Source organism: Bacillus sanguinis (genome assembly GCF_018332475.1).
GTDB classification, from domain to species: domain Bacteria; phylum Bacillota; class Bacilli; order Bacillales; family Bacillaceae_G; genus Bacillus_A; species Bacillus_A sanguinis.
Genome location: NZ_BOQB01000086.1, coordinates 22,206 through 29,917 on the forward strand (window position 1 = coordinate 22,206; position 7,712 = coordinate 29,917).

Sequence of the window (7,712 nt, forward strand, 5' to 3'; positions counted from 1 at the left end):
GAATTTTAGGTTTTTGTTATACTTAAATTTATATATAACAAAAATAAGATTTGTTGTGTTAAAATGAAATGGATATGAAAAATTGCTGATATATGTATTTAGTGTAAAAGTAGTGTTAGTAAAGTATTGGTGGTTCAAGTCAAAGAAAAAAGACATGAATTTCTTAAATATATATAACCATTATTAAACATTAAAATATAAAGCTTGTATCGACGATTACCTGGTAATTTTCGATACAGGCTTTTTTTACTTATTCGCTATTTTTCCAAGTAGAATAGAATTGTCTCTTTTTAGTTTTTTGTTTTCTTCTTCTAAATTACCTATTCTTCTTTTTAGGGAATCAATAAGTTTGTCCTTGGAACTTTCACTAAATGTCTGTTTTTTTGTGATAACCTTTAATTTCTGATTTTGTTTTATTATTGCTTCATCAATTGGCTTTATAAGTTCTTCTGGATACGAGTACAAAAACGTTTTACTTACTCCTGCTTTACGGCAAATTTCAGCTTTTGATATAGGGTTACTTATTGGATCATCAAGGAGCGTTAGCTCCTTTAGAACAGCTAAAACAGTTTGCTTCTTTAACCTGCTTTCCATTTTCTTTGATTCAACCATTTTAGAGGTATTTGGACTCATATTAGCCATTAATGGACACCTCCTGTATAGAAATGTTTTGAGGCATCGAATGTTTCACCCTTTTCAATGATTTCCAATGCGGTTTGATAGAACTGAACTACCTTGTCAAATTCCTCAATTTTTTCATTTAGTCCAATTTGTTTCGCTTGGTTTAAATGCGTTGTAAAGGCATCTATTGTATCTATAACTGCGTTTTTATGTCTCGGCAATATCTTTTTCTTAATGCACGTTTTACAAGCCACCTGATGAGGACAGGAGGGCATCTTATAAGGATGCTCACAACATCCGTCACCTTGGTCAAAAATAGCGATAATTTTGTTTTTGACCCATTTGTTATCACCGAAAGTTTCTTCTTGCTCTGGGAGATTGTCTTTAATTGCTGTGGCATCAGATTTAAGAAGCTTATCTTTAAACTCCTTTTTTAAACGTTGTTGGTAGACCTTAATATACTTTTCTGTCATGTTAACTGATGAATGCCCTAAAAAGTTTTTAACAGCGTATATATCGACTCCTGCATCAATCATTTCGGTGGCTACTGTATGCCTAAACTGGTGTGAAGCTATTTTATAAATATCTCCAGACTGTGCACCAATATCTGATAATGGGATTTGATTACATATTTTAGACAGTACATGATGATAAATAGTGGCATAACTAACAGACTCCGTTATCAGAGTTTTTTCTTGAACGAAAGTAATAACTTCCCTAAATAAATACTTTTGCTTATCAGAAGTAGGAGGTAAATCTTTTACCCGTTCCTTTTGGCGTAAAATTGCCCGTTCCACTATATTTCTTCCTTTGGAGTCTTTTAAATGTGCTAATGGAACGACCAAATCTTTTTTGATTTTTGCAATACGATGGTCAAGGAAAAGTTGTGGATCTCCATCCAAATCATATTTCAAACAATCAATATCACTTCCATCTGCAATTAAGTGAGCTATGTCCTCAAAACGTCTTCCTGTATATCTTAAAATGATAATTAAATCCCAATAAGTCGGGGATACAATGGGAGTTTCCTCACTATCTTCCAATAGGGGGATTACTATATTTTCCAAGTAATCATCCAATTTTATTTTAATATGTGGTGGAATGGGTCTTGGTAGGGTTTCTACCGTTTTAGGCGTATCATAACTAATCAATAAAGCGTCTGTTTTTGGTCCATCGGACCATTTATTTTCGTACATGTATCGGAACATAGAACGGGTAGTTATTATCGCTCTGATAGATTTGCAGTTAGAAAGTGAATATATGTCAGGAAGAATTTTTTCGATATGTTCCTGCCTATTTAGCTCCTTAAAAGATTTGATATTCGGAAATTTATCATGCAGTATACTAAAAAAATCACTCAAGCATAGGATGTTTTCTTTAAACGTTTTAGCTTCCCAAGTTCCAAGCATATTTACAAAATACCTTTTTACCGTTGGGCGTAAATGAATATTTTCCAATTTAGTCAATTTAACGATAAATTGAACAGGAGAAAGATGTTTTGGATAATTCTTAAATAACCTTCTTACATCCCACACATCTTCTTTGAGATATTCTTCTCGCTCTTTTGGGTTTTTAATGTACTCAACTTCGTGATGGGGAGGGTAGTCATCTTCGTAGTGTTTTACCTGAACACCCATGTTTTCTAAAAGTTCAGCGAACTTTTCATCTTTGATGGCTGTATACCAAGGACCAGAGCTTTTAAATCCTGCTAATTTAGATAATACGTCATACTTTTTATCTTGGTTTTCAGATTGCTGTAAGACTTCGAAGAACTTCTTCTGTGTCTTCGTCATCCAAGAGGTATCGATAGCTGTAATAGGAAAAGGAGAAAAGGTTGCCTTTGTTCCCAAACTCTTCGAGTTATTTGCTTTTGATGAATTTGCTGCTTCATTTTTTGCCATTTTCTCGCTCCTTCCGTTTCTCTTCTCTATACTCACTCATTCGTTGGTATTCTTTTTTATGGTCTTCTGCATTTAAATGGGCATATATTTGCATCGTGGTTGCAACATCTTTGTGACCAACCCTTTCTTGGATATACTTCCAGTTGATAGGCTCACCTTTACTGATGTACTCTCTTGCTAATTCAGTAACGTGCGTGTGTCTTAGTTTATGGGTGTTCAGTTTAATCCCTGTTTTCCTGTTGTAATGATTAAGGGTGGAGGTAAGTGTCGATTTCTTCATCGGCTTTCCATTATCCATAGGATTATTACTATTAACCACAACAAACAGGAAATCAGTAACAGGGTCACTGTTCACCCAATAGCTACTAATATATCTATCTATCAAAATCATAAGGTCAGGTGGGAGATGAACAAACCTGTCCCTGCCATACCCAGCCTTAGCCCTTGATCCATTTTCGTTGTCTGGTCTGAAACGAATATGTATGCCTTGCTCGCCATAATCAATGTCCTCAAGCTTTACTCCAAGAAGCTCACCAGACCTTACCCCTCCTTCTTTAAGAGTTAAGAGAATGATTTTATCTCGTAAGAGATTGACTGCCTTCAGGTACGTCTGAAAATCCTTTTGATCAATGGTCTTAGGAATAATATGAGGAACTTTTGATTTTAAAGTGTTCTTCTGAACAGTCCTGCTTTTCCGAGTGTGGGATAACATATCTTTATCTCTCATCTCATTTGTAACCATGACATTACGATACACAACAGGATTGTCTTTAATCCTCCCACTAGCTTTAAGCCAAAGGAATAAAGAACTTACCCTATCTACGATGGCATTGACAGTAGAAACTTTAAGGTCGTCTTCAACGTATTCATAATCTAGCATCTCTACATTTTCATAAAATCTATACGGGTTCTTGAGCCATAATTTGAAGTTAGTAAGAATATCAGGTTTTCCATCTAGGTCCAAAATACCCAAACCCTTTATTTTCAAATACACAATGAAATACCATAAGTTGTAGCAATATGTTTTTATCGTATTAGGAGATACTTCTCGTATTGCTCTTGCTTGTATCATATCGAGATATTCTTTTACTAATAGTATAAAATCTAAGTTTTCATCCATAAGATAGTACATTGTCCCATTACCTGTTTGTGCTTCTCTAACAGATACAATCTCATGCCATTTATCCTTTATTGTTTTTTCCTTACGAGATATTGTCATTTAGCTACTAACTCCTTTACTTAAATTCAAGGTCCTCGCACAGAGGCTACGTCTTCCTCCATAAAAATAATATATATAATATTCAGATAATAACATAAAGTATCTATTATTACTATGTATTTTAAATTTATCCGTTTAGATAAAAAAAGATAGTAGGGATAATCAATCCTTACTATCTTTACTCTTATTATTCATATGTCTTTAACCATATGATGTCTTTTTTCTTTATATATATATGAATAGATGTTATTAGGTTAAATAAAATCTTTAATGTAATTAGCTATGTCACTAGAAAACAGTGCCATAATTGTAACAACTATATACATAGCAAATAACGATTTTGCTTTTTTCCTCTCATCTGCTTGTTCTTTTTGAAGAGTGATATAGTAAAGAGATGTTAATAGAGTTCCAATAAAGACAAATATCAGGATTATTCTTTGGAGTATGACAGCTTGTTCTTCAGCTATTTGCATAAGAGTTTCAACGTCAGCTTTTAATAATATGTTCAGTCCAACCATTACATATAAAACTAATAAGGCTAATTTAAGAAAAGTTAATTTTTTCATTTTTATAGTGTTCCTCTCTCTTAAATTGTATCGTGAAATACTTTTAATATGGTTTATAACTGTATAAAATAATTCTTACTTTACTAAGTGTTGCTGAATTTCTTTAATTAAAAGTTCAGCCCCTTCAGGACTAAGAACAATTTGTCCATTAGCTAATGACATGTTTTTTTCTGAAATATCACCAGTTATTGTACAAGCATCATATGACTTGTATTTTTGTAGTATTATCTTTTCACCTTCTACAAATATTTCTATAGGATCTTTTTCTGCGATTCCTAATGTTCTTCTCAATTCTTTCGGTAGAACAATACGTCCTAATTCATCTATTTTACGTGTAACACCTGTTGATTTCATGCTTTACCACCCTTTTATTTGTTTTTTAAATCGTTCAGTTCTTTTAATAAATCTTCATGTTTCTCACATAATCTATATACATCTAATAACAATTGTCTACCATTTATTGCTCCCCATTGATTAGATATGTTAACACCATGCAAACATTTGATTAAATCTGGATTCAATATGGCATTTTTTATTTCATCTATACTCATTTTCATTTCTTCTTTAGGCATTTGCTCTTTCTCCTTCGGATCTATCTATCACATATGGACAGACGTACTAAATGATGTATTTTGGGTATCATTTGCATTTAATACTACAATTTTATCGATAAGATTAATTGCTTTATCCAACGAAATGTTTTTTTCATAACATTTATAGCCTAGTTCTAATGTTAAAAGTGTAGCTTCACTTAAAAGTGATTGTTTTTGAATCTCCTCAATTTTTTTCCCTCTTTTACGAAGATTAATATACTGTTCTATCGACATAATTTCATGCTCCTCTCGCTACAATTACATATCTAAATTACTATTATCATCTTTTATTTCGTTTTCTCTCTCTTTAGCTTCTAACATAAAGTTAGCATAAATCATTATCTTTTCTAATCCATCTTTCGTTGCATTATAATCTGTGATATAACGTTCTTTTCTTCCTGGACTCATATATTTGTTATTTTTCATTTCGTTTATTGTTTCTATATTTAAGATTTTTCCCTTTCCTTTTAATTCGTTCACGAGTTTCAAATTAATAGCTAGGCCTATACTCCAAAGAATCAAGCCGATAACGAAAGAAAGTAATAGATGTACTGAAAGAGAATTATCAATGATCATGAAATAGAGAAAATAGATAATTGAGATTGTCCACAAAAATGGATTGTAGTACTTTTGAATTTTTTTATATTTTTTTATATTTATTTCGTGTTGCTTTTTTCTCATTTCAAGATTCTCTAACATGTAAAAGCTCCTTTTAATTAGTTAACTAAGCTTTTTTTCAAGCGTTGAGTATAAACATTACGTTTTCACTCTATTTCTATAATTTTAATTGTAATTAGACTGCTCAGAATTACCTTCTTAGTTTATTGTAGATGTGATTTGCTTAAATTCCTTAAAACCTATAACCCTATCATTTGGATCATATGCGTAAGCTAATTTATAAATCCCTGTATTTGTGGTCACCTTGTAATACTCCGTTTTTGATACTGGTTCTATTAAAATATCTGTAATAGGTAATTTGAGCTTTTCTTTTAGCAGTTCCTCTTGTTTTTTTTCGTTGTACGCTAACCTTTCATTTTTTTGTTTAACCGTTTGATCCTGTTCAATTGTTTGGAAGTACCCGCATACCATTAATCCTATAAAACTCCCTACCATTACAACTGATACAACAATTTTTGCAATCTCAGGTAGATTAGAACCGATAATGATTATAGCAATTGAAACAATACATATAAACAATAATAAAAAAGTTACGAATTGTAATGCTGTCAACTTAACTCAAACCTTTCCATAAGCCACTTTTCTCTAATGCTATTTTTGATTAGTGATTGTTGCAAGTTTAACAAAAAAGCTATTCGCAAATTCATGGAAAAAGTAAATTACACCATAAGCCAATAGCAAGACACCTACCGAAAAACAAATTAATACAATTTGTCCTTTCCAATTGTATTCGCCTAAATGCCTAAATTTAAAAGATACAGCTAGTAAAAGAGGGCTTATAAAAAGTAATGGTATAGTGAATTTATTTAAGGGAATACTCCCTCCAATGAAGCTCCCTAAAACTAATCCACAAAATAAAATTGCTAATATCATTGGTTTTTTTATGCTCATTGCAATCTGTCCTTTCATCTGAATATATTTAATAAATTGATTGTTTTCAAAGTAAATAACAGGAGAACTCTCCTATATTAATTAGTTAGAATCGGGGTAATCTTTTTGATGATCATATTATCATCCATATCACGTGTAAAGATAACTCTAAATACCCCTTTTTCACTGGTTACCTTCGTATAATCCTCATAATCTTCGACTAATAATTTATCGCTAGTCGTTCCCAGTTCATTTTCTAATAGTCTATTTTTATCATCTATTTGCTTTTGTTCAAGGTCTCTCAAGTTTATAGCAAGTACTGCAAGATTATGATCTGCATCTTTACCAGAGTAATATAACGATATGGAAAGAATAGCTACCGTCACTATTATAAATACTGTAGGTAAAGGATTTTCGTGAATAGAACTCAAATCGTTATTTATACCGAATAATAACATTACGCCAGCAGTTATAACGAGTGAAATTGCTAGTATTGCTAGTGTTTGCATACTACGTTACCCTCCCATAATTATTGTATTCGCTCAAAACAACGACATAATTTGATTCAACAACTGGAAAACTGTAAGTAGAAAAAACAAGAATTTTAAATAGAATTAATTTCTTTAATCTTTTCCATCATCATTATTGCTTGTAATAGATGAAAACAAAGCAACACCCATCGCCTTCTTATTACTACTAGAATACCCTCTATATGTTGATTTTCCAAAAATCATCCGTTTCATTAATATCAAAGTAATTAGTAATACAGATACACAACCCACTATCCATAAACAAGACCAAAATAAATTAATCAAATCATTGAAATTATTCATTTAAATCCCATTATTAGTTAATTTATGTTCATAGTCTATTTGCTTTAAAAAGAGCAAGCAGCAAGAAGAATCCTAATAAGCATAAAATTGTTATATTCAATGAGATCCCTGTGTAATGACCAATTGTTACCGTCAAATTATTATAAGTAGGTTCAAATTTATCTTTAAACATAAGTAAAATTCCCGAACTAATTAAACAAATAATTGCTCCAGTTAATCTAATTATGTCTGGAGCATAAAGCTGCTTAGTTTTTAGCCAAAGAACAATAATCGTTGCTAGGGTAACTATAGAAAAGATAAAGATTGATATGATAAGAGTTAAAAGTCCCATCGTGGTAACCCCCTTTCGTTTAATTATAGTTCATAATCAATAAATAAAACTTTATATATTGATTATATAATGAACACAGATATTAAACAACAATAAACTT

General features: G+C 31.5%; 12 protein-coding genes. All 12 read right to left on the minus strand.

What is annotated here, in order from left to right; genetic code table 11:
- Positions 1–246: 246 nt before the first annotated feature.
- Positions 247–642 (minus strand): DUF6262 family protein, encoded by a 396-nt coding sequence (locus tag KI369_RS11495; protein ID WP_000002619.1) that lies wholly within the window; start codon positions 640–642, stop codon positions 247–249.
- Positions 642–2,522: a site-specific integrase gene (locus KI369_RS11500; RefSeq protein ID WP_001096999.1), complete on the minus strand. Its 1,881-nt coding sequence runs from the start codon at positions 2,520–2,522 to the stop codon at positions 642–644. The genes KI369_RS11495 and KI369_RS11500 overlap by 1 nt, the downstream gene beginning before the upstream one ends.
- Complete coding sequence (locus tag KI369_RS11505; protein WP_000156041.1) at positions 2,509–3,741, minus strand: tyrosine-type recombinase/integrase; 1,233 nt, start codon at positions 3,739–3,741, stop codon at positions 2,509–2,511. The genes KI369_RS11500 and KI369_RS11505 overlap by 14 nt, the downstream gene beginning before the upstream one ends.
- Before the next feature lie 254 nt (positions 3,742–3,995).
- Entirely contained in the window at positions 3,996–4,307 is a 312-nt protein-coding gene (locus KI369_RS11510) for a hypothetical protein (RefSeq protein WP_000736944.1), read from the minus strand.
- A 75-nt stretch (positions 4,308–4,382) separates the two neighbouring features.
- A complete protein-coding gene (locus KI369_RS11515) occupies positions 4,383–4,661 on the minus strand; it encodes an AbrB/MazE/SpoVT family DNA-binding domain-containing protein (protein WP_000843050.1) in 279 nt (92 codons plus the stop codon).
- Between the two features lie 14 nt (positions 4,662–4,675).
- Complete coding sequence (locus tag KI369_RS11520; RefSeq protein ID WP_001123650.1) at positions 4,676–4,879, minus strand: hypothetical protein; 204 nt, start codon at positions 4,877–4,879, stop codon at positions 4,676–4,678.
- A gap of 27 nt (positions 4,880–4,906) precedes the next feature.
- Positions 4,907–5,134 carry a hypothetical protein gene (locus KI369_RS11525; protein WP_000021288.1) on the minus strand — a complete coding sequence of 76 codons (228 nt, stop codon included), beginning with the start codon at positions 5,132–5,134 and terminating at the stop codon, positions 4,907–4,909.
- Between the two features lie 24 nt (positions 5,135–5,158).
- Positions 5,159–5,599 carry a hypothetical protein gene (locus KI369_RS11530; RefSeq protein WP_000892314.1) on the minus strand — a complete coding sequence of 147 codons (441 nt, stop codon included), beginning with the start codon at positions 5,597–5,599 and terminating at the stop codon, positions 5,159–5,161.
- Between the two features lie 117 nt (positions 5,600–5,716).
- Positions 5,717–6,130 (minus strand): hypothetical protein, encoded by a 414-nt coding sequence (locus tag KI369_RS11535; protein ID WP_000126133.1) that lies wholly within the window; start codon positions 6,128–6,130, stop codon positions 5,717–5,719.
- Between the two features lie 39 nt (positions 6,131–6,169).
- On the minus strand, positions 6,170–6,469 hold the full coding sequence (locus KI369_RS11540; RefSeq protein WP_000023422.1) for a hypothetical protein: 300 nt from the start codon (positions 6,467–6,469) through the stop codon (positions 6,170–6,172).
- A 77-nt stretch (positions 6,470–6,546) separates the two neighbouring features.
- On the minus strand, positions 6,547–6,957 hold the full coding sequence (locus KI369_RS11545) for a hypothetical protein (protein ID WP_001193820.1): 411 nt from the start codon (positions 6,955–6,957) through the stop codon (positions 6,547–6,549).
- 352 nt (positions 6,958–7,309) lie between these two features.
- The gene (locus KI369_RS11550; RefSeq protein WP_000523775.1) at positions 7,310–7,612 is read right to left on the minus strand and encodes a hypothetical protein; all 303 of its coding nucleotides are present in this window, start codon (positions 7,610–7,612) and stop codon (positions 7,310–7,312) included.
- Positions 7,613–7,712 lie beyond the last annotated feature (100 nt).

Coding starts and splice junctions, on each gene's coding strand:
- KI369_RS11545 (WP_001193820.1), bottom strand. CDS start 6,957: ATGCAAACACTAGCAATACTAGCAATTTCACTCGTTATAACTGCTGGC.
- KI369_RS11510 (WP_000736944.1), bottom strand. CDS start 4,307: ATGAAAAAATTAACTTTTCTTAAATTAGCCTTATTAGTTTTATATGTA.
- KI369_RS11550 (WP_000523775.1), bottom strand. CDS start 7,612: ATGGGACTTTTAACTCTTATCATATCAATCTTTATCTTTTCTATAGTT.
- KI369_RS11515 (WP_000843050.1), bottom strand. CDS start 4,661: ATGAAATCAACAGGTGTTACACGTAAAATAGATGAATTAGGACGTATT.
- KI369_RS11500 (WP_001096999.1), bottom strand. CDS start 2,522: ATGGCAAAAAATGAAGCAGCAAATTCATCAAAAGCAAATAACTCGAAG.
- KI369_RS11525 (WP_000021288.1), bottom strand. CDS start 5,134: ATGTCGATAGAACAGTATATTAATCTTCGTAAAAGAGGGAAAAAAATT.
- KI369_RS11520 (WP_001123650.1), bottom strand. CDS start 4,879: ATGCCTAAAGAAGAAATGAAAATGAGTATAGATGAAATAAAAAATGCC.
- KI369_RS11530 (WP_000892314.1), bottom strand. CDS start 5,599: ATGTTAGAGAATCTTGAAATGAGAAAAAAGCAACACGAAATAAATATA.
- KI369_RS11540 (WP_000023422.1), bottom strand. CDS start 6,469: ATGAGCATAAAAAAACCAATGATATTAGCAATTTTATTTTGTGGATTA.
- KI369_RS11495 (WP_000002619.1), bottom strand. CDS start 642: ATGGCTAATATGAGTCCAAATACCTCTAAAATGGTTGAATCAAAGAAA.
- KI369_RS11505 (WP_000156041.1), bottom strand. CDS start 3,741: ATGACAATATCTCGTAAGGAAAAAACAATAAAGGATAAATGGCATGAG.